Origin of the sequence: Salmonella sp. 741265055_HSA (genome assembly GCF_046569525.1) — a bacterium.
GTDB lineage: Bacteria > Pseudomonadota > Gammaproteobacteria > Enterobacterales > Enterobacteriaceae > Salmonella > Salmonella enterica.
In genome coordinates this window covers 232,425-251,091 of the sequence record NZ_JBKFSQ010000001.1, presented here as the reverse complement: position 1 = coordinate 251,091, position 18,667 = coordinate 232,425, and the positions used below count along the sequence as shown (strand labels likewise).

Sequence of the window (18,667 nt, the reverse complement as noted above, 5' to 3'; positions counted from 1 at the left end):
ATGGGCCGAGTAATCCGTAGCCAACACATAAGCAACTTGAAGTATTAAGGGTATAGTGCTTAATATGAACCACTATTCAATGAACCAGTCCGCTGAAGGAAGCCTCGTTCCATTTATTAACCGGTTTCAAAGTAAAAAAATATTACCACAGTTGAACGGCCTTATTCACCACCATCTTCTTACGCTCTATTTCTCAGAAGCGTCGGTAAAAGTCGTTCGCTGGACAGCTCCACCTTCCGTTAACGCCGCATGTCAAACGTTACCGGGACGCGGATTAGGGGAAAACGATAGTCCCGATTAAATTTCAAGTAATTAACTGACTTTAAAGAATTTAATCCATCACGCTTGCGATGACCTGGAATCCTCTGTGATAAATTTTTGTTATATTGATCACGTTCTAACCACAAGAGAGGTGATTTGAAAATAACCTTAAAATATTGTGGTCAGGCCGCTAGACCACAATAAGAGGATTAATCATGAAAAGAAAAACAATGGGATGGCTTATCGTTTTTCTTCTATTTATAGTTTACATGCTCAACTATATGGATCGTTCAGCATTGTCGATAACTGCCCCCTTGATCGAAAAGGAGTTAGGATTTAACGCCGCGGAGATGGGGATGATCTTCAGCGCGTTTTTTATCGGATACGCCCTGTTTAATTTTATTGGTGGCTGGGCCAGCGATAAAGTTGGGCCAAAAACGGTTTTTCTCATCGCAGCGTTACTATGGTCTATATTTTGTGGCTTAACTGGTTTGGTCACCGGATTGTGGACAATGCTTATCGTGCGCGTTCTTTTCGGTATGGCTGAAGGACCGGTCAGCGCTGCCGGAAATAAAATCATCAATAACTGGATTTCCCGAAAGGAGTCTGCCACGGCGATCGGAATTTTTAGCGCCGGTTCCCCGCTCGGCGGCGCGGTGTCCGGGCCGATAGTGGGCCTGCTGGCGTTATCCTTAGGCTGGCGCCCCGCATTTGGCATTATTTTCTTATTTGGCCTGGTCTGGGTACTACTGTGGTACTTTATCGTTAGCGATAAGCCAACAATGAGTAAACGCCTGGCGCCGGAAGAGCGCATTGATTTTGAAAATCATGAGGACGTTATTTTATCTGATGATGGCCGGGCTACGCCTTCACTCGGCTATTACATGAAACAACCAATGGTATGGGCGACAACTCTGGCTTTTTTCAGCTACAACTATATTCTTTTTTTCTTCCTGACCTGGTTCCCAAGTTACCTGAACCATTCGTTACATCTCGATATTAAAGAAATTAGTATCGCCACGGTAATTCCCTGGGTCATCGGCGCCATTGGTATGGTGCTCGGCGGCGTCTGTTCTGATGTAATTTATCGGATTACCGGTAATGCCCTGCTCTCACGTCGACTTATTCTGGGCGTATGTCTGGCAGGCGCGGCGGTATGTGTTGCCGTTTCCGGTACCGTTAGCACTATTGGTAGCGCAATTACGCTCATGTCAGTTTCACTCTTCCTGCTCTATTTAACAGGCCCAATTTATTGGGCGGTTATTCAGGATGTTGTTCATAAAGATAAGGTAGGGAGCGTCGGCGGAGCCATGCATGGCCTGGCTAATATATCCGGTATTATCGGTCCGCTTGTCACCGGTTTTATCGTTCAATTTAGCGGTAAATATGACTATGCGTTCTATCTGGCTGGTGCTATCGCTATCGTTTCAAGCCTGTTGGTCTTCGTGTTTGTAAAAAGTAAAGGATTCAAAGCCAATGAAAGTCAAAGCTGTGTTCATTAATAAGCCTGGTGAAGTTGAAACCCGCTGGGTGGATTATCCCCATAAGAAAGAAAATGAAGTATTAATTAAGGTTGATGCTGCAGGCATTTGCGGATCGGATATCGGGGCTTTTCGTGGAACGAACCCACTGGTTACTTACCCAAGAATTATTGGGCATGAAGTGACCGGAATTGTTCTTCAGGAAGGCACCGGAATGCCGGACAATATTAAAAAAGGCGACCGCGTGATTGTTGACCCCTATATTTATTGTGGTCACTGCTACCCTTGCTCTGTCGGCAGAACTAACTGTTGTGAAAATTTAAACGTCATTGGCGTGCATGTCGATGGCGCAATGCAGGAAGTGGTTACTCATCCCGCACATTTAATTCATAAAATACCAGATAATGTGCCTTCTGAAATGGCGCCGCTGGCAGAACCGCTGACCATCGCTCTGCACGCGCTGCATCGGGCAAACGTTAAGGCCGGGGAGTATGTTGCCATCATCGGCGCGGGGGCCATTGGTCTTATGGCGGCATTAAGCGCGCGTTATTACAAGGCAACGCCTATTCTGATCGATATTGTGGAAGAAAGGTTACGCTATGCGCAAAAGCTTGGCGTTCCCTATGTGCTGAACGCCGCTGACGATCAGGTTATCGACGCCATTAAAAATATCACCCACGGCACCATGGCGCAGGTCGTGATAGAAGCCTCCGGCGCAAATAGCGCTATTCGAAATACGCTTGATTTAGCATCGTTTGCTGGTCGTATTTCGTTTACCGGATGGCCAAAACAGGAAACGTCGCTGCCGACGAACCTGATCACCTATAAAGAACTGGATTTACGCGGTTCCCGCACCAGTGCCGGTGAATTTGATGAGGCATTACGCATGCTGTCAACGCTGGAGATTAATCCGCAAGATGTTGTCAGTAAGGTCGTCAATCTTGATGAGATCCCTGATGCAGTTAAAGAGCTTGATCGCTATCCGGAGCGCTACTTAAAGATTAATGCTGTTTTCCATTGATTTACGGCAAGCTCCACCGCATGGCATATCCGCCATGCGGTGTTAATCATCGACAAACTTAGCCGCCGACAATCTTTCTCACATAGCGTAAATGTTCCAGAGATCCCTCATAGGCGCTGTCAGCATCAGACTGGCGCATCGCATCCACTATCGCTTTATGTTGTTTGTTGAGATTAAGTAAAACATTTCTGTCTCCAGACTGCTCATCAAGCCCGGCATAAGGGATATTAATCCGTTGTTCCCATAACATACGGGACATATCGAACAACACCCGGTTACGGCTGGCCTCAGAGATCGCAAGGTGAAACTCTTTATCAAGCGAGTAAAAGCCGTGGACGTTATTATCGTTAATGGCTTGATCCATACGATGATAAATCGCCTCTATTTGGTTGATGACGTCAACGTTATCGTTTTGTGCGGCTAAGCGCGCACAATGGCTATCGACCAGCTCGCGAGTAGAGAGAATTTCTTCGATGGTATAGTCGCTGGCAAGGTGTTTTTTATCTGAAACGATAACCCCATTACCGGACTGAATCACGATCCATCCTGAGATCTCCAGTACAATAAGGGCTTCTCGCAAGGAGGCGCGGCTCACGCCAAGCTGTTTTGCCAGTTCGCGTTCTGGCGGTAAAAAAGTTCCCGGTGGAAAAATATTATCATTGATCAGCTTAATGATGAGGTTGGCTATCTTCTGATAGAGCCTCTCCTGCCTGACCTCAGGTATAACCATGCGCCCTCCAATCCATATCCAGGGGATTTTGAATGGATTTAGCATACCATCCTGGCGCTGGTGATCGTGATAATTAATTACCGTGCATGATAAAGAGAAGCAACCGCCGGTAGTCTCTATTACCTTCGCCGAGCCTACCGGGGAAACTAAACCGAGACGAGCGATTTATCCTTTGACGTTGATTTTCTCGAACACGGGCGCTGTCGCGTTCTTAAACTGAGAAAGAGACCAGGTTTTATAGTTGATATCATTGTAGCCTCGCACCATCATCTCACCGTGCGTTAAGTCAGACAGCGTTGTCCAGACCGTATATTCTGAGACCGGTTTGCGGGTGGCGTTGCCTTCCCCTTCACTCCCCATATAATCAACCGTAATATTTTTCGGACGATCGAAACGGCTCATAATATGCGCAAGCGTATTTCAGACCGCCAAACCGATGCAGTTCCGGTGACCAGAATTTGCCCTCTTTTATTGCCTGTTTTACCTCGCCGACAGTAGCAAAACGGGCCAGCGCCCATTCTCCCAACGAGGTGACAGGAATTGCCTGTTTATATACACTCGCGGGCAATGGCGGCAACTGCGCATTCATGATCATGTTTTCACTAAATGACAATCCCGCGCTATTCATGCCTTCAAGTATGTCTCTGCTATCGCCATTAGTAATGGTGGAAGTAATGGCCAGTATCGGATACTTCGCCTGATAGCTTATCCCCTGGCTGCCATCCGGCGTTTTTTTATCAAACTGTGTTCCCGCCGGGTAATACGTTAACCATGAGGGTAAATCCTGCATATATTCCAGCGTACGCCCATGAAAAATATCGCCTTGTTTATCCTGAATAGCAAGGGTTGTGCAGGCCTGTGCAGCCAGGGCGTATGAAAACAGCGCCGGAGCGATAAATAACATTGCTTTACTTTTTTTCATCATGCTCTCCTTGTTTGTAAAATGGATTGGATGAATATATTAAATTAAACCTATCAATGGTTATGCAGCACGTAATTAATTGTGATCTTATTTTACAAGCTAATAAATTTAACTGACGGGTTTAAAGGAGAGTTAAACACAGCGAACTAACATGAAACGCGTTATCCGTGTGACCATTTAAAAAAATCCCATCATGTTATAAATAAAAAACACGGTTTCTTATCAACATTAAGAGATAGCATCACAACGCTATATTTACTCCACATCACCAATAACATTAAATTAATTTATGTTTTTGAGTAATGTGAGTAGCACACATGTAATCAGTTGTTACGAATTAGAAACATAATTGCTACTAAAACACGTTGAGAAAGACAAGAAATGCAACATATGATGCCCACACTAACTATAGTGGTTTGGGATAAACGTTATGCAAACACAAGATACATTTTATCAAGTTATGCGTAGACACGGCGTGACAAGGCGTAGCTTCCTCAAGTTTTGCAGCCTTACCGCAACGTCTTTAGGCCTGAGCAGTTCGATGATTCCTCAGATAGCTTATGCCCTGGAGAATAAACCGCGTACGCCAGTGATATGGCTGCATGGTCTTGAATGTACCTGCTGTACCGAATCTTTCATTCGCTCTGCGCACCCGTTGGCAAAAGATGCCATTTTGTCGCTCATTTCCCTGGATTATGACGACACCATTATGGCCGCCGCAGGGCAACAAGCCGAGCAGGCGTTGGCGGATGTGATGCGCGAGTACAAAGGAAATTATATCGTTGCCGTGGAAGGTAACGCGCCGCTGAATGAAGATGGGATGTTTTGCATACTGGCTGGCGAGCCGTTCCTGGAGAAGTTAAAACGCGTCAGCGCGGATGCTAAAGCGATTATCGCCTGGGGGTCCTGCGCATCATGGGGCTGCGTGCAGGCAGCCCGTCCCAACCCAACTAAAGCCACGCCGGTTCACAAATTAATTACCGATAAACCCATTATTAAAGTGCCAGGCTGCCCGCCTATACCTGAAGTGATGTCCGCCGTTATCACCTATATGCTGGCATTTGATCGCATCCCTCCCCTTGATCGTCTTGGACGACCAAAAATGTTTTATGGCCAGCGAATTCATGACAAATGCTACCGACGCGCGCATTTCGACGCCGGTCAGTTTGTGGAAGCGTGGGATGACGAAGGCGCCAGAAAAGGATATTGCCTGTACAAGATGGGCTGTAAAGGCCCGACCACCTATAACGCCTGTTCAACCGTTCGCTGGAATGATGGCGTGTCTTTTCCTATCCAGTCAGGTCATGGATGCCTCGGATGTTCGGAAGATGGATTCTGGGATTACGGTTCTTTTTACAGCCGGGCAACGGGCATTCCGCAAACCGGCATTGAGGCTACCGCCGATAAAATCGGACTGGGCGTTGCCGGCGTCGCGGGCGCTGCCGCCATCGCTCACGCCACAGTGAGCGCCATAAAACATGCCCGCAATAAAAACAACACGTCATCAGAAAACGCTCCGGAAGAGAAAAAATAATTATGGCATATCCTTATCAGACTCAGGGTTTTACGCTGGACAATAGCGGACGGCGAATTGTGGTCGATCCGGTTACTCGCATCGAAGGGCATATGCGTTGCGAAGTGAATATCGACAGTAATAATGTTATTACTAACGCCGTGTCGACCGGCACCATGTGGCGCGGCCTGGAGGTTATCCTGAAAGGTCGCGATCCGCGAGACGCCTGGGCATTCGTTGAACGCATTTGCGGCGTCTGCACCGGTACACACGCTCTGACCTCAATCCGTGCCGTAGAAAATGCGCTGGGAATCGCGATTCCGGACAACGCAAACTGTATCCGTAATATGATGCAAGCTACGCTACACGTTCACGATCACCTGGTGCATTTTTATCATCTGCACGCGCTGGACTGGGTTGATGTGGTTGCCGCCCTGAAAGCCGACCCGCATCAGACCTCCGCCATCGCGCAAAGCCTTTCCGCATGGCCGCTATCCTCGCCGGGATATTTCCGCGATTTGCAAAATCGACTGAAGCGGTTTATCGAGTCCGGTCAACTTGGCCCTTTCCGTAATGGCTACTGGGGACATCCGGCGATGAAGCTTCCGCCGGAAGCCAATTTGCTGGCGGTCGCCCACTATCTCGAAGCGCTCGATTTTCAAAAAGAGATCGTAAAAATTCACACCGTTTTCGGTGGTAAAAACCCGCATCCTAACTGGCTGGTGGGCGGCGTTCCTTGCGCCATCAACCTTGACGAAACGGGCGCGGTCGGCGCAGTGAATATGGAACGCCTGAACCTTGTCAGTTCCATCATCCAAAAAGCTCGCCAGTTCTGCGAACAGGTTTATCTTCCGGACGTCTTGCTGATTGCCAGTTATTACAAAGACTGGGCAAAAATCGGCGGCGGGTTATCGAGCATGAACCTGCTGGCTTATGGCGAGTTTCCGGATAACCCTAACGATTATTCCGCCAGTAATCTTCTGCTTCCGCGTGGGGCTATCATTAACGGTCGTTTCGACGAAATTCACCCTGTCGATTTAACCGCCCCCGATGAGATTCAGGAGTTTGTCACTCACTCCTGGTATACCTATGGTAACGGCAATAACGATAAGGGCCTGCATCCGTGGGATGGTCTGACCGAACCGCAACTGGTCATGGGCGAACACTATAAAGGCACAAAAACCTTTATCGAACAGGTGGATGAGTCCGCTAAATATTCATGGATTAAATCGCCGCGCTGGAAGGGACATGCGATGGAGGTAGGTCCGCTGGCGCGTTATCTGATTGGATATCATCAAAATAAACCGGAATTTAAAGAACCCGTGGATCAACTGCTTAGTGTATTAAAGCTGCCTAAAGAAGCGCTCTTTTCTACATTAGGGCGTACTGCCGCGCGTGCGCTGGAATCCGTATGGGCAGGCAATACGCTGCAATATTTCTTCGATCGTCTGATGCGTAACCTCAAGTCCGGCGATACGGCGACGGCAAACGTCACGCTCTGGGAACCCGATACCTGGCCTACATCGGCAAAAGGCGTTGGTTTCAGCGAGGCGCCGCGCGGCGCGCTGGGGCACTGGATAAAAATTGAAAATCAGAAAATCGACAGCTATCAGTGTGTGGTACCGACAACCTGGAATGCCGGGCCACGTGACGATAAAGGTCAAATTGGCGCGTACGAAGCGGCGTTAATGGGGACTAAACTCGCCGTTCCCGATCAACCATTGGAGATTTTACGTACTCTGCACAGCTTCGATCCCTGCCTGGCCTGCTCCACCCATGTTATTGATAATCATGGAGGGGAGCTGGTCAGGGTTCAGGTACGATGACGACGATTCGGAGGTCTCAATGCATCTCAAAGAAATAACCAGCCAGGGGTACTATATCTATGAAGCGCCGGTCCGTTTATGGCACTGGATCACGGCGTTATCCATTGTCGTCCTGGCTGTTACAGGATATTTCATTGGCCGCCCCCTGCCATCGATTCAAGGTGAAGCGACCTTTATGTTTTGGATGGGCTGGATACGACTGATCCATTTTACCACGGCGTATATTTTTACTGTCGCGCTGCTGTTTCGTATTTACTGGGCATGTGTCGGCAATGAGTACGCCAGGGAGATGTTTCTGGTTCCGTTCTGGCGCCGCGCCTGGCGCAAAGGCGTTATCAGCGAAATCCGCTGGTATTTTTTCCTCGAAAAAGAGGCCCATCGTTACTATGGACATAATCCGGTAGCGGGACTGGCGGTAATGTTCTATTTCTGGATGTCCGTACTGATGGTGTGTAGCGGCTTTGCGCTCTATGGCGAAGGACTTGGAACAGACAGTTGGGCGTATCAATGGTTTGGCTGGATGATTCGCCTGACTGGCAACGATAGCCTCGCGCTGCATTTCTGGCACCGGCTGGGCATGTGGTTCATTATCGCCTTCGTCATTGCGCATGTTTATACCGCTATCCGTGAAGACATTATGAGCCGACAAAGCGTGATTTCCGTCATGATAAGCGGCTGGCGCTGGTTCAGGTGATAACAATGGCAGAAGTAACAATCTTAGGGCTTGGCAACCTGCTTTGGGCAGATGAAGGGTTTGGCGTCAGAGCGGCGGAAAAGCTGTTTGAACAGTATGCCGATAACGAGAAAGTTGACGTTGTTGATGGCGGTACGCAGGGGCTGGCGCTGCTGCCCTGGCTGCAACAGACCGAAAAACTGTTAATCATGGATGCTATCGATTTTGGTATGGCGCCAGGTTCGCTGGCGATGTTTCGTGATGAACAGGTTCCCGCCTATCTGACGGCGAAAAAACTCAGTTTACATCAGACCAGTTTTTCTGAAGTGCTGGCATTGCTGCAATTAACCGGCGGCCAGTTATCGGAGATTGTGCTGATTGGCGTGCAGCCGGAATGTCTGGATGACTATGGTGGAAGTCTTACGCCGCAGGTAAAGGCGCAACTGATGCCTGCGGTCTATCTCGCGCAGGAAGTGCTGGCGCAATGGGGTATCACCGCTTCTTCAGCGGCCTTGCCCACTGAAAGACTCAATCATTACAGCCTGTGTATGGAACGCTACGAAGATGAACGGCCAGATGCGCAAAGCGCTTGCCGGGTCGGCGATATTCGGGTGCTACAGAGAGAGAAATCATAATGTGTATCGGCGTTCCTGTGCAGGTTATTTCACCCGGTCAGTGGTTCGCCAAATGCCGCGACCGACATGGCGAACTTATCGACGTTGATATTCGGCTTGTGGCTCCCCCCTTAGCAGGCGCATGGCTGCTGACATTTGGCGGCGCAGCACGACGAGAAATGGACGAAGCGGAAGCCGCTGAGGTACTGGCGGCGCTGGACTCGCTGGAACAGGCCATGCTCACGCAAAGCGATCCGCTGACCGGTTTTGCCGATTTATTGTCTCGCACGCCTGAATTACCGGAGCATTTAAAAAAATGACTATCTCACCCCAAAATCCTGTTTGTCCACTGGCGGATAAAGGCTTTCTGGTTACCGATGCGCAAACGCTCCCGTCGTTGATTAATGCGCATCTGACTCTGCTGGTTTTGCTGCAAAGCGACCCCAACAAACATCCGGAAGTCGCCGACAGTTGGGTCATTATCCCGGAGATCCTCAAGCAATTTCCGGCGACGTCTTATACCGCGGCATTTGCGGATAGCGAACAGAGTGAACTGATCGCCCGGGAGTATCGCATTCTGAAATATCCGGCGCTGCTTTTCTTTCGCCAGCACCGTTTTGTCGGCAGTCTGGCGGGATTATATAGCTGGCAAGAATACTCTCAGCGGGTGGCCGCATTGCTGACCACACCGGGCTATCGTCAGGATATTCCCGTTATCACGCAATAGAATGAAAGGTAACACACGTGAATCATTCCAGAACTATTCCAGTCGTTAATATTGCCGGGCCAGGCTCGCAGCCAGAAGAGGAAGACTTTAACTTTCTTCCTATCCCCGCCGGCATTAATCTCCCACTGACGCCGGTTTTACCGGAACAGGCGCTGCCCGCTGAGCTTCGTGTTGCCAGACACATCCTGACTACGCTTATTCGCGATATGGATAACCCGGTGGCAACGCTCCCCTTTCCCCTGAGCTATAAGCTGAATGCCACTGAGCAACAGAATAGCGGTTTGTTGGATCAACTGCTCGGCGAAGGTGAAATATCCGCCCGGGTACTATTACCCGATGGAAAAGAACAGCGTATTCAGGAGACGGTTTTTACGGGCGTCTGGCGTGTGCGTGAATATAACGCTGACCAGCAACGGGTTGCCGATGAAATTATCATTGGCCCGATCCCGGAGAGCATCTGGCAGACGCATCCGCAGCCGCCGATTACACCAGAATTGCCGCCACAACCGGCGGGATTGATGAATGGCGCCTTTATCGCGCATGAAATAGCCGAGCGCGTAAAACAGCCGGTAAAAGAGCCGCATATCATTAACTTAACGCTGTTGCCAGTAAACGATGCCGATCGCGAGTATCTGGATCATTTTTTAGGCGAAGGCTGTAGCGCTATTTTTTCACGCGGATATGGTAAATGCCGGATTGTAAGCACGCATTTTCCCGGCGTATGGCGGGTCAACTATTTCAATGATATGAATACATTACTGCAAGATATGATTGAGATAGCGGACATTCCTGATATCGCCGTTGCAGGCATCGATGATATCGAAGATGCCTACGCGGGGCTAAAAAATACGTTGGAATGGTTGAAAGAATACCCGGTCACAGAAAATGAGCCAGTGGTGGTGCGCATGGAGTGCAAAGTATGTTGGTGGGTTTACGACCCTGCGCTGGGCGATGATGTATGGCAAATTCCACCCGGCGTGCCCTTCAGCCAGTTACCTGATTACTGGTGCTGTCCGGTTTGCGAAACCAGTAAGTCCGGGTTTATGGTGATCGATGAAGGTAATAATTCGTGCAAAGATTGACCGTCTATTCTCACCCGCTACGGATTATCTGGCAGGAGGCGCCGATCGGTCGTTTGCTACAGGGCGCAACGCCGGTATACGCAAAAACGCTTATTTCACGTTTGTTTACGTTGTGCGCTCAGGCGCACAGCGCAGCGGCGGCTTTACTGTTGTTTCCTGAAGAGAAGCCAGATATGCAGGCCGCACAACAAGAGCTGGCGCGAGAAACGCTCCGTCGCGCGTTGACCGACTGGCTCCCCCTGTTTAGCCACCGACAGGCAACCGCTGAAGAATGGGCGTTGTTACGTCGCGGAGAGTTATCCCCGCTGGCAAGCACAATCTTTTTTGACGATGATCCTCAGACCTGGCTTGCCGGTGGCGTAAAGGGCTGGGAAGCCTGGTTTTTGCAAGAGCGTTCTGAAACCGCCCGCTGGCTGGCGGCAGTACAGAATATCATTACACCTACACTACCGATGGCGTCGTCCCCGGACCATACGTTAATAACCCATGGTCCCCTGGATGTCTCGCCTCTGGCTATCGAATATCCGCTGCTGTCAGCCTGTTGTCTTAGCGGAAAAACGACTGCGCTACGTCTGCTGGCCCGCTGCGTTACGCTCGCCCGAAGTTTGAGCGCCCTTCCTACCCTGCGCTGGAATCGTTTTGATGATGGCGAATGGAAAATAGCGGTAGTGGAAACCGCGCGAGGATGGTTAGTTCATCAGGCCAGACTGACAACGTCAGGCAATATTTTTGATTACCGAATTATCTCGCCTACCACACGTCACGCCCAATCTGACGGCGTCATTGCTCGCGAACTGGCCACTATTCCGCTCTCATTGTGGTCGCAACAGTTACAGGTAATTGATCCTTGTGTCGCCGTAAATATTGTTGAATGAAGGAGCTGGCCCATGCATGAATTAGCCCTGGCGCAAAATATTATCGAATTGCTGGAGGAACAGGCAGTAAATCACCAGTTCAGCAAGGTAAAGCAAGTCTGGCTGGAGATTGGCGTTATGGCCTGTGTTGAGGTGCCGGCGCTGCATTTTGGCCTGGATGTCGCCGCTCGTCATACCCTTGCTGACAATGCGCGTTTCCACATTACTATCGCACCGGCGCAAGGTTGGTGTCTGTCCTGTAATCAACCCTTCACCTCTCAAACATCCACACTCTGTTGCCCCTTTTGTCATTCAGGTAAAGTGCAGATAGATGACAGTAGCAGAATGCGCATTCGGGAAATCGAAGTCGAATAGCCAACGAATAGTCAATAAAAAAGGACGCCAGAAGCGTCCTGAAATAATAAAAGAATAAATTGACAATAATAAAGGTTAAGCAGTGACACAGTTTTGGGAAAAGGAGGGTATCCCTAAACTGTCTTAATCAGCAAGTTTTATCAAAACTCGTAGACTAAGCCGAGCGCCACGGTGTTGTCTGTATTAGGATTCGATGGGTTGCCATCTTTTAGCAGATTGATTTTGTAGTCAACATACGCGGACATATTTTTATTGAAGTAGTAATAGGAACCCACATCAATATATTTCACAAGATCGAACGAACCCAGTCCATCAACATCATTGGCTCTGGATTGCAGGAACGCCAGTGACGGGCGTAAGCCATTATCAAATTGATATTGCCCTACCATTTCCCAGTTATCGGTTTTATGTGCAAAGCCGCCCAATGTATCACCCATATAGGTCATATCATAAGTACGGGTATAGTTTGCCGCCAGGTAAATATTATTGGCATCATACTTCACGCCGCCAGTCCAGGCTTCAGCGCGGTCACCATTGTCGTATTTATCTTGCGTCATCTGATCAAGCGTGCGTTTGGAACTGGTATAGGCTGCCCCCAGGCTCACCCCCATGCCCAAATCATATGTCGCTGATGCCCCGAAACCATCGCCATTCTGGTACGCGATACTTTTTCTGGCATTATTACTTAAAGGATCGCCTTCTTTCGACAGGCCGTCATTTTTACCCTGATACTGCAAGGCAATATTCAGACCATCAACCAGACCAAAGAAATCATTATTGCGATAAGTCAGAACGCCATTCGCGCGTCCGGTCATAAAATTATCGGAAGCTTCATACGAATCATTACCAAATTCAGGCAGTACGTCAGTCCATGAACCAATGTCGTATAACACGCCATAGTTACGACCATAATCAACAGACCCCATATCGGCAAATGACAAACCAGCAAAACCGAGACGCGTCCAGCTTTGCGGGGAACCGCTGGAGTCACCATCTTCCGGACGATTGGCGTTGACCTGATACTCCCACTGTCCAAAACCGGTTAGTTGATCGGTAATTTGAGTCTCGCCTTTAATACCCATACGGATATAAGATTGATCGCCATCCGTACTATGATTACTGGAAAAATAATGCAGGCCGTCAACCTTGCCATACAAATCCAGTTTATTGCCATCCTTGTTATAGATTTCTGCTGCGTTGGCGGCTCCAGCCATCATCACGGCTGCGGCTACCGCAGATAACACCACTACTTTTTTCATTTTATATGCCTTATTTGTCTTATTTTTGGACTTTCCGCAAAACCTGCTCGCGGAACTGTCCAGGACAATATCACTAACAATTACCGCGCGTTAAGTTTCAAAGTGTAATATTAGCTTGCTATGTATTAGTGATGTTAAAATGCAAGTTAAGCATGGCTACATCAATGATATGCCCTGTTTTCTGCTGTAATAACAAGGGGGTTACCCGTAGAGAACTGGCTTACGGTCGGGGATGCCAGGGCGAGAATGGCACTGAACACTCGGCTGACATTCGTTAAGACGGAATCATAATCAAGTCAGTTGAGGCCCAGCCCTTCTTATTTTTGTGTATAATTTGTTACGTTTACATTTATTTTTAAATTAGCGTTATGAAAATATCAGTACTACGGAAATAGCACTTCTTCGCTTCGTGTATTTTTACCATAGTTAATTATCACATAGCGCAAACGGCCATTTGCATATCACTATTCATAAGATTAACTATTTACCAGCGGTAATAAACATAAAATTAAGTCAATGGACAACAACAATACTGAAACTCTAAATGTTGATATTTTGAGTCATGTCGTTACAAACAAATACGATATTCTTAATTGCACTACTCCCTTTTCGGGGTAGTTTTATAGAAGGATGTTTTTTATTGTTCGTGAGCCATGCTCCTTTAGTATAAAAGTGAACGTAACAGGAAAGATAAAGCGTCTCAAAAACAGACCATATGGGTATAACTATTATGCAAAAAACGTCACTATTGTTTTCGGCCGCCGCGATAACGTTAACTCTGATGGCGTCATCGGCATCAGCGGCAACGCCAACCGCCGCACAAAATGAAGCTACGTCGACCGTTAAACAAGAAATTACAGAAGGCATTAACCGTTACCTTTATTCAATAGATAAGGCAGACCCAACGTTAGGAAAACAGCTTTTTTATGTTTCACCGGAAACCAGTTTTATTCATCCACGCGGTCACGAACGCGGATGGTCGCAGATCGCTGAAAATTTTTATGGCACCACTATGGGTAAAACTTTCAGTAAACGCACATTAAAACTGGACGCTCCCCCTGCTATTCATGTGTATGGCAATGCCGCCGTTGCAGAGTTCGACTGGCATTTTACCGCGGTGCGCCGTGATAATGGGCAGACTCAACACACGACAGGCCGCGAAAGCCAGGTATGGGCGAAGATACCAAACACAGGATGGCGAATCGTTCATGTCCACTACTCCGGTCCAGCCAAAACCGGCGTTGGAGAAGGCTATTAAGCTTTGCTCTTCAGGTTATGGCGCAGATGAACATTCTGCGCCAGTTAAGACGAACTCAGGTCAGTTGATAGCGCTTATCCGGAATCCGTTTTGCCGGAATATCCCTTTCATCATTCATTTGCAGTAAATCGATTTCTATCGCATTGCATATCGCATCTAGCGGTAAATCATTATTTTCAGTACCGAACGGATCTTCCAACTCTTCCGCTAACGCATCCAGCGCGATAAACGTATAAGAAATCAGCACCGAAATAAACGGCGTCATATAGTGCAGATCAACCACCAGTGCAAATGGCAACATAATGCAGAAAAGATAAACTGTACGATGCAAAATTAACGTATAGGCAAAAGGCACCGGCGTATTGGCGATGCGCTCACAGCCGGCCAATACTGACGACATATCATTTAAGCGGTTGTTGAGGCTATGAAATAAAATATCGGAAAGCTTTCCGCTGCGGCGGCGAATCGCCAGCCACTCTCCCATCAGCAATAAGATACGGTTAGCGGGGGAATGGGAAGCGACAACTTTCTGTAACGCCTCCTGGTCAAGATAGTTTCCCAGAACTTGCGTTTGAAGCTGTCGACGCAATGTCATCCGCAAACAGTGGGCAAAAGCGATTTGTAACCGAACAAAATCCTCGATACCGCGTTCATCAGGTAAGGTTGTTTTCACCTCACGCAGTATTGAGCGTGAAGCGATCATCAACTGCCCCCACAAATGTCGCGCTTCGACGTAACGCGCATAACAGGCATTATTGCGAAACCCAAGAAAAATGGCGATAGCGACGCCCAGTATGCTAAACGGCGCAAGGGTAAACTTAATACCCAGCATTGTGTACCAGGGCAGCATGATAATAACGGCGATAGAAAGAAGAAAGTTAAGGAGCAGTCGTGAAAAGATTTTAGATAACACGGAACCATGCCAGACAAATATCAGGCGAATCCAGTGCTGTTGTGGTCTAACGATCATGATTATCTTCAGCAGGTAAAAAAGCACTGTCATTAAACGTGATCCAGATCAAGGTTGCAAGCTTCTGGTGATACACGGATCCCCTGCCCTGTAGAACATTTTTTTGCACGGTGCTGACAGGCATTGAAAAAAAACAACCAAATGTATGTTGTAACTAAAAAGACACTTCAGCACATGAGATATATGACGGTCAACGGCTGCTATCAGTGGTATAGGGTGTTTTATCGGGGAAAGCGTCAGCAACGACGCACTGCCCTACCGCTGATTCATTTGTATGACCAGCCAGTAATGGATAACGCTGACAATATACTGTTGCTGCGCTTCGCTCAGCGGTTCTCCCTGAGGTATCTGGTGCCACTTCGCCAGGCACCCGCGACAGCAGGTTGCCGTCGCATGTTGCGCGATAAATACCGGATGGCCCCGCATCGGCGTTTGCTTACCATCATTCGCCGGGTGAGCTGGCGCCAGTCGCTGGGCGATGAAATCGGCGGCGTGTTTATCAATCACCTCCGCGCCTTTATCCCAGCAATATTGTTTTTCTTTTATCCCGAGACGAAAACGCGAACGAAATGTCGATCGCGCCAGGCGGGCAAAGAGCGGTTCAAGCGCATTCATCAGTATACCGAACGTCCTAACGTTTGTGTTAATTGTTCAAGCGCGGCGATACCTGCCAGAGAGTTTCCCGCAGGATCCAGCTCCGGACTCCAGACGGCAATCGCCATTTCATGCGGCACAATGGCGACAATACCGCCGCCCACGCCGGATTTAGCGGGCAATCCCACCCGCCAGGCAAACTCTCCGGCATTCTGATACATCCCGCTGGTCGCCATTAGCGCATTAATCTGCCGGGCCTGCATGGGGGTAACTACCGGCTCGTCGAGATGAAACGCCTCGCCCTGATTCGCCAGAAAGACAAACGTCCTCGCCAGTTCCATGCAGCTCATTTTCAACGCACAGTAGTGAAAGTAATTTTGCAACACGGTAGGCACATCATGATGAAAATTACCGAATGATTTCATCAGCCAGGCAATAGCGGCGTTACGGGCGGAATGCTCAAATTCAGAACGCGCGACCGTAGCGTCATATGTAATATCCGATACACCGCAAAGCGCGCGCACAACTTCCAGCATTCGCTGACGCGGCGCGCTAAGCCGCCCTTGCAACATGTCGCATACCACCAGCGCGCCCGCATTAATAAATGGATTACGCGGGATGCCTTGTTCCATCTCTAACTGAACCAACGAATTGAACGGCGAGCCGGAAGGATCTTTTCCGACGCGCTGCCAGATCTCCTCTTCCGGATAATGGCGCATCGCCACCACCAGACTGAGCACTTTCGAAATAGACTGAATAGAGAAGCGTTCGTGCGCATCGCCCGCCTGATAATGCTGCCCGTCCACGGTACAAATCGCTATCCCCAGCTTTGAACCTTCGACGGACGCTAATGCCGGAATATAGTCAGCGACTTTGCCCTGGCCAATGAGGGGGCGAACGCGCTGTAAAATCATCTCTAAAATTGCATTATCCATGGCCCTGGCCACAACATGCTCCTTGCTCGCAGGTCTGAAAAGGCCTGCGAGTATAGCAGAGGGCGCCACGTGACGTCAGGGCGATTAGACGCGGTTCTTCCAGACGGTCTGTACATTACAAAATTCGTGTAAACCAAAGTGCGAAAGCTCACGACCGAAGCCGCTTTTCTTCACCCCGCCGAATGCCACACGCGCATCGCTGGCGCTGTACCCATTAATGAATACCCCGCCGCACTCAAGACGCGCCGCCATCTCCGCGGCCAGCGTATCGTCGGCGGTAAAGATCGTCGCCGACAGGCCAAACTCACTGTCATTCGCCAGCGCGAGGGCGTGCGCCGCATCTCTTGCAACGGTAATGGCGGCAACAGGCCCAAAAAGTTCCTGACGAAATGCCGTCATGTCAGGTGTGACATCCGCCAAAACGGTCGCGGCATAATAGTTGCCCTCCCCGGCGATTTTCTCACCGCCCAACAGTAGCCGTGCGCCTTCGGCGACGGAAGCCTGCACCTGTTGATGGAGTTCATCACGCAAATCAAAGCGCGCCATCGGCCCCAGGTCATTCTCTTCAACCAGAGGATCACCCATCTTTAATGCTGCGGCAGCCGCCACAAAACGATCGGTAAACGCCTGCGCAATGCCCTCTTCGACAATAAAACGTTTGGCGGCGGCGCAGACTTGTCCGGTGTTTTGATAGCGTCCGGCAACTGCGGCTTTTACCGCCAGTTCGAGATCGGCATCATTGAGTACAATAAACGGATCCGAGCCACCCAGTTCCAGTACGCACTTTTTCAGCGCCGCCCCAGCCTGAGCGCCAATCGCCGCGCCGGCGCGCACGCTACCGGTCACCGTCACCGCCGCGATTCGCGGATCGTTAATCATCTGACTCACGCCCTCATTATTGGCGTTCACCCATCCATAGACGCCAGCGGGAGTACCGGCTTCCGTCAAGATTCGGGCTATCATCTGCGCGCAACCCGTGACATTGGGCGCATGTTTTAACAAGTAGCTATTCCCCGCCAACAGTATCGGCACTGCCCCGCGTAACACCTGCCATAAAGGAAAATTCCACGGCATTATCGCCAGAATGACGCCCAGCGGACGGTATTCAATCACCGCCTGCTGATTTTCTACCAGCGTAGGCTCAGGATTCAGCATTGCCGGACCATGTTCCGCATACCAGTCGCATAACGCAGCGGATTTCGTCACTTCCGCACGCGCCTGCTTTATAGGCTTACCCATTTCACGCGTAATACATTGCGCCATCTCTTCTGCATGAGCGCGAAGCGCCTGACCAATATCGCGTAATGTTTGCGCCCGTTGCGCTACCGATGTCATTTTCCACTTTTTGAAACCGCTCGCCGCCAGACTCAGCGCATGTTCAATCTCTTGCGCGTTAGCCCAGGGCATTGCCGCCAGCGTCTGGCCGGTCGCAGGATTAACGGATAACGCCTGTGTTGCAGTCATCATGGTCATGTTCTTTCTCTCGTTATCAGGGGAGTTGTACCATCATGACGCCCTTTACCCTTTCTGAAAAATGAATAATATTAACCAGACTATTCACGAATTGAGAAA

18 protein-coding genes and 2 pseudogenes are annotated in these 18,667 nt (G+C 49.3%); 13 read left to right on the top strand and 7 right to left on the bottom strand.

Annotation, left to right across the window (positions count from 1 at the left end; genetic code table 11):
- Positions 1 to 52: 52 nt before the first annotated feature.
- From ACLD4K_RS01270 to ACLD4K_RS01260, 3 genes and pseudogenes are all read left to right on the top strand, one after another.
- Positions 53 to 301: pseudogene (locus ACLD4K_RS01270) on the top strand (PhoPQ-activated protein PqaA family protein); the annotation flags it as partial.
- Positions 302 to 476: 175 nt separating this feature from the next.
- Positions 477 to 1,763, top strand: coding sequence for an MFS transporter (locus ACLD4K_RS01265; protein WP_183063576.1), 1,287 nt, complete (start codon positions 477 to 479; stop codon positions 1,761 to 1,763).
- The gene (locus ACLD4K_RS01260) at positions 1,738 to 2,763 is read left to right on the top strand and encodes a zinc-binding alcohol dehydrogenase family protein (protein ID WP_183059136.1); all 1,026 of its coding nucleotides are present in this window, start codon (positions 1,738 to 1,740) and stop codon (positions 2,761 to 2,763) included. Before ACLD4K_RS01265 ends, ACLD4K_RS01260 begins: the two co-directional genes overlap by 26 nt.
- Positions 2,764 to 2,821: 58 nt before the next feature.
- Here ACLD4K_RS01260 and ACLD4K_RS01255 read toward each other — a convergent pair whose 3' ends face one another.
- Both ACLD4K_RS01255 and ACLD4K_RS01250 read right to left on the bottom strand, forming a co-directional pair.
- The gene (locus tag ACLD4K_RS01255) at positions 2,822 to 3,613 is read right to left on the bottom strand and encodes a FadR/GntR family transcriptional regulator (protein ID WP_001518759.1); all 792 of its coding nucleotides are present in this window, start codon (positions 3,611 to 3,613) and stop codon (positions 2,822 to 2,824) included.
- 45 nt (positions 3,614 to 3,658) lie between these two features.
- Positions 3,659 to 4,418, bottom strand: a pseudogene (locus ACLD4K_RS01250) (linear amide C-N hydrolase).
- A gap of 427 nt (positions 4,419 to 4,845) precedes the next feature.
- Between ACLD4K_RS01250 and ACLD4K_RS01245 the strand changes: the two are divergent.
- The 9 genes from ACLD4K_RS01245 to hypA are packed head-to-tail and all read left to right on the top strand — an operon-like array spanning position 4,846 to position 12,079.
- Positions 4,846 to 5,949 carry a hydrogenase small subunit gene (locus ACLD4K_RS01245; protein ID WP_001194448.1) on the top strand — a complete coding sequence of 368 codons (1,104 nt, stop codon included), beginning with the start codon at positions 4,846 to 4,848 and terminating at the stop codon, positions 5,947 to 5,949.
- A 2-nt stretch (positions 5,950 to 5,951) separates the two neighbouring features.
- The gene (locus tag ACLD4K_RS01240) at positions 5,952 to 7,754 is read left to right on the top strand and encodes a nickel-dependent hydrogenase large subunit (protein WP_000331200.1); all 1,803 of its coding nucleotides are present in this window, start codon (positions 5,952 to 5,954) and stop codon (positions 7,752 to 7,754) included.
- Positions 7,705 to 8,448 (top strand): Ni/Fe-hydrogenase, b-type cytochrome subunit, encoded by a 744-nt coding sequence (gene cybH, locus ACLD4K_RS01235; RefSeq protein ID WP_000924456.1) that lies wholly within the window; start codon positions 7,705 to 7,707, stop codon positions 8,446 to 8,448. The genes ACLD4K_RS01240 and cybH overlap by 50 nt, the downstream gene beginning before the upstream one ends.
- Positions 8,449 to 8,453: 5 nt before the next feature.
- A complete protein-coding gene (hybD, locus tag ACLD4K_RS01230) occupies positions 8,454 to 9,062 on the top strand; it encodes a HyaD/HybD family hydrogenase maturation endopeptidase (RefSeq protein ID WP_000852664.1) in 609 nt (202 codons plus the stop codon).
- Positions 9,062 to 9,361, top strand: coding sequence for a HypC/HybG/HupF family hydrogenase formation chaperone (gene hypC, locus ACLD4K_RS01225; RefSeq protein WP_000334904.1), 300 nt, complete (start codon positions 9,062 to 9,064; stop codon positions 9,359 to 9,361). The genes hybD and hypC overlap by 1 nt, the downstream gene beginning before the upstream one ends.
- Positions 9,358 to 9,768 (top strand): hydrogenase, encoded by a 411-nt coding sequence (locus ACLD4K_RS01220; RefSeq protein ID WP_411011248.1) that lies wholly within the window; start codon positions 9,358 to 9,360, stop codon positions 9,766 to 9,768. The genes hypC and ACLD4K_RS01220 overlap by 4 nt, the downstream gene beginning before the upstream one ends.
- A gap of 17 nt (positions 9,769 to 9,785) precedes the next feature.
- Positions 9,786 to 10,850: a hydrogenase expression/formation C-terminal domain-containing protein gene (locus ACLD4K_RS01215; RefSeq protein WP_411011247.1), complete on the top strand. Its 1,065-nt coding sequence runs from the start codon at positions 9,786 to 9,788 to the stop codon at positions 10,848 to 10,850.
- A complete protein-coding gene (locus ACLD4K_RS01210; protein WP_411011246.1) occupies positions 10,838 to 11,725 on the top strand; it encodes an ATP/GTP-binding protein in 888 nt (295 codons plus the stop codon). Before ACLD4K_RS01215 ends, ACLD4K_RS01210 begins: the two co-directional genes overlap by 13 nt.
- Before the next feature lie 12 nt (positions 11,726 to 11,737).
- The gene (gene hypA, locus ACLD4K_RS01205; RefSeq protein WP_000544772.1) at positions 11,738 to 12,079 is read left to right on the top strand and encodes a hydrogenase maturation nickel metallochaperone HypA; all 342 of its coding nucleotides are present in this window, start codon (positions 11,738 to 11,740) and stop codon (positions 12,077 to 12,079) included.
- Positions 12,080 to 12,219: 140 nt separating this feature from the next.
- Here the strand turns inward: hypA and ompC are convergent, their stop codons facing one another.
- The gene (gene ompC / locus ACLD4K_RS01200) at positions 12,220 to 13,338 is read right to left on the bottom strand and encodes a porin OmpC (protein ID WP_411011245.1); all 1,119 of its coding nucleotides are present in this window, start codon (positions 13,336 to 13,338) and stop codon (positions 12,220 to 12,222) included.
- Positions 13,339 to 14,053: 715 nt separating this feature from the next.
- Here ompC and ACLD4K_RS01195 point away from each other — a divergent pair.
- Positions 14,054 to 14,596, top strand: a complete 543-nt coding sequence (locus ACLD4K_RS01195; protein ID WP_000513122.1) for a YybH family protein — start codon at positions 14,054 to 14,056, stop codon at positions 14,594 to 14,596.
- A gap of 55 nt (positions 14,597 to 14,651) precedes the next feature.
- On the opposite strand, the gene ACLD4K_RS01190 is transcribed toward ACLD4K_RS01195, so the two are convergent.
- The 4 genes from ACLD4K_RS01190 to sad form a co-directional block, all read right to left on the bottom strand.
- Positions 14,652 to 15,566 (bottom strand): bestrophin family protein, encoded by a 915-nt coding sequence (locus ACLD4K_RS01190; protein WP_001748393.1) that lies wholly within the window; start codon positions 15,564 to 15,566, stop codon positions 14,652 to 14,654.
- Positions 15,567 to 15,821: 255 nt separating this feature from the next.
- A complete protein-coding gene (locus ACLD4K_RS01185; RefSeq protein WP_000992444.1) occupies positions 15,822 to 16,181 on the bottom strand; it encodes a DUF4186 domain-containing protein in 360 nt (119 codons plus the stop codon).
- Positions 16,181 to 17,107 carry a glutaminase B gene (gene glsB, locus ACLD4K_RS01180; protein ID WP_080108276.1) on the bottom strand — a complete coding sequence of 309 codons (927 nt, stop codon included), beginning with the start codon at positions 17,105 to 17,107 and terminating at the stop codon, positions 16,181 to 16,183. Before glsB ends, ACLD4K_RS01185 begins: the two co-directional genes overlap by 1 nt.
- Before the next feature lie 72 nt (positions 17,108 to 17,179).
- Complete coding sequence (sad, locus tag ACLD4K_RS01175; protein WP_000178413.1) at positions 17,180 to 18,568, bottom strand: succinate-semialdehyde dehydrogenase; 1,389 nt, start codon at positions 18,566 to 18,568, stop codon at positions 17,180 to 17,182.
- Positions 18,569 to 18,667 lie beyond the last annotated feature (99 nt).

Bases quoted from the DNA above. Each gene is read 5' to 3' on its own strand.
- hypA (WP_000544772.1), top strand. From the start codon at position 11,738: ATGCATGAATTAGCCCTGGCGCAAAATATTATCGAATTGCTGGAGGAA.
- cybH (WP_000924456.1), top strand. From the start codon at position 7,705: ATGTTATTGATAATCATGGAGGGGAGCTGGTCAGGGTTCAGGTACGAT.
- ACLD4K_RS01265 (WP_183063576.1), top strand. From the start codon at position 477: ATGAAAAGAAAAACAATGGGATGGCTTATCGTTTTTCTTCTATTTATA.
- ACLD4K_RS01245 (WP_001194448.1), top strand. From the start codon at position 4,846: ATGCAAACACAAGATACATTTTATCAAGTTATGCGTAGACACGGCGTG.
- ACLD4K_RS01260 (WP_183059136.1), top strand. From the start codon at position 1,738: ATGAAAGTCAAAGCTGTGTTCATTAATAAGCCTGGTGAAGTTGAAACC.
- ACLD4K_RS01190 (WP_001748393.1), bottom strand. From the start codon at position 15,566: ATGATCGTTAGACCACAACAGCACTGGATTCGCCTGATATTTGTCTGG.
- ACLD4K_RS01220 (WP_411011248.1), top strand. From the start codon at position 9,358: ATGACTATCTCACCCCAAAATCCTGTTTGTCCACTGGCGGATAAAGGC.
- hybD (WP_000852664.1), top strand. From the start codon at position 8,454: ATGGCAGAAGTAACAATCTTAGGGCTTGGCAACCTGCTTTGGGCAGAT.
- sad (WP_000178413.1), bottom strand. From the start codon at position 18,568: ATGACCATGATGACTGCAACACAGGCGTTATCCGTTAATCCTGCGACC.
- ACLD4K_RS01185 (WP_000992444.1), bottom strand. From the start codon at position 16,181: ATGAATGCGCTTGAACCGCTCTTTGCCCGCCTGGCGCGATCGACATTT.
- ompC (WP_411011245.1), bottom strand. From the start codon at position 13,338: ATGAAAAAAGTAGTGGTGTTATCTGCGGTAGCCGCAGCCGTGATGATG.
- ACLD4K_RS01195 (WP_000513122.1), top strand. From the start codon at position 14,054: ATGGGTATAACTATTATGCAAAAAACGTCACTATTGTTTTCGGCCGCC.
- ACLD4K_RS01240 (WP_000331200.1), top strand. From the start codon at position 5,952: ATGGCATATCCTTATCAGACTCAGGGTTTTACGCTGGACAATAGCGGA.
- hypC (WP_000334904.1), top strand. From the start codon at position 9,062: ATGTGTATCGGCGTTCCTGTGCAGGTTATTTCACCCGGTCAGTGGTTC.